Source organism: Streptomyces sp. NPDC058812, from assembly GCF_042744565.1.
Classification (GTDB): Bacteria; Actinomycetota; Actinomycetes; order Streptomycetales; family Streptomycetaceae; genus Streptomyces; species Streptomyces thinghirensis.
In genome coordinates this window covers 543-1,374 of record NZ_JBHYOB010000079.1, presented here as the reverse complement: position 1 = coordinate 1,374, position 832 = coordinate 543, and the positions used below count along the sequence as shown (strand labels likewise).

Annotated in this window: 1 protein-coding gene; it reads left to right on the top strand. The window is 67.2% G+C overall.

Features of this window, described 5'->3' with window-relative positions; genetic code table 11:
- Positions 1 to 80 precede the first annotated feature (80 nt).
- A partial coding sequence (locus tag ACFW48_RS38760; protein WP_386323386.1) for an IS110 family transposase occupies positions 81 to 832 on the top strand: 752 nt, incomplete at its 3' end.

The following is an 832-nucleotide window of genomic DNA, read 5'->3' as shown; positions in this document are numbered from 1 at the left end:
GGACCGACCTCGTGTCGAGTCCTTGGATTAGGTCGCTGCGTGGTTCCGCATGAGCTCGTGACCAGTACGAACACCCGAAGATTTTGATCTACTGCGGCATCGACTGGGCGGAGAAGACGCACGACGTCGCCCTGGTCGACGACAGCGGGCAGTTGGTGGCCAAGCGGCACATCACCGATGACGCCGCTGGCTACAAAATCCTGCTGGATCTGCTCGCTGAGTACGGCGACACGGAGGAGGCCCCGATCCCGGTCGCGATCGAGACATCCCGGGGCCTGCTGGTCTCGGTGCTGCGGACCGGCAAACGACCGGTGTTCGCGATCAACCCGATGGCCGCGGCCCGCTACCGAGACCGGCATTCCGTCTCACGCAAGAAGTCCGACCCGGGCGACGCTCTGGTCCTGGCCAACGTGCTGCGGACCGACATGCACGCTCATCGGCCGCTTCCGCAGGACAGCGATCTGGCCCGCGCCGTCGCCGTCCTCGCCCGCGCTCAGCAGGACGCGACCTGGAACCGCCAGCAGATCGCCAACCAGCTCCGCTCCCTGCTGCGCGAGTACTACCCGGCCGCTCTCGTGGCCGTCGAACCCTGGAAGAACGGGCTCTGCCGACCCGAGGCTTACCAGCTCCTCAAGCTGGCCCCGACGCCGGCCAAGGCCGCTCGCCTCACGCGCACACAGTTACAGACCGCGCTCAAGCGGGCCGGTCGTCAGCGAGGCATCGCCGCCGACACCGAACGGTTCCGCGAGGCCTTCCGAGCCGAATGGGCCCGCCAGCCGCAGCTGGTCGAGGACGCGCTCGGTAAGCAGATGCTTGCTCTCCTGATTCAGCT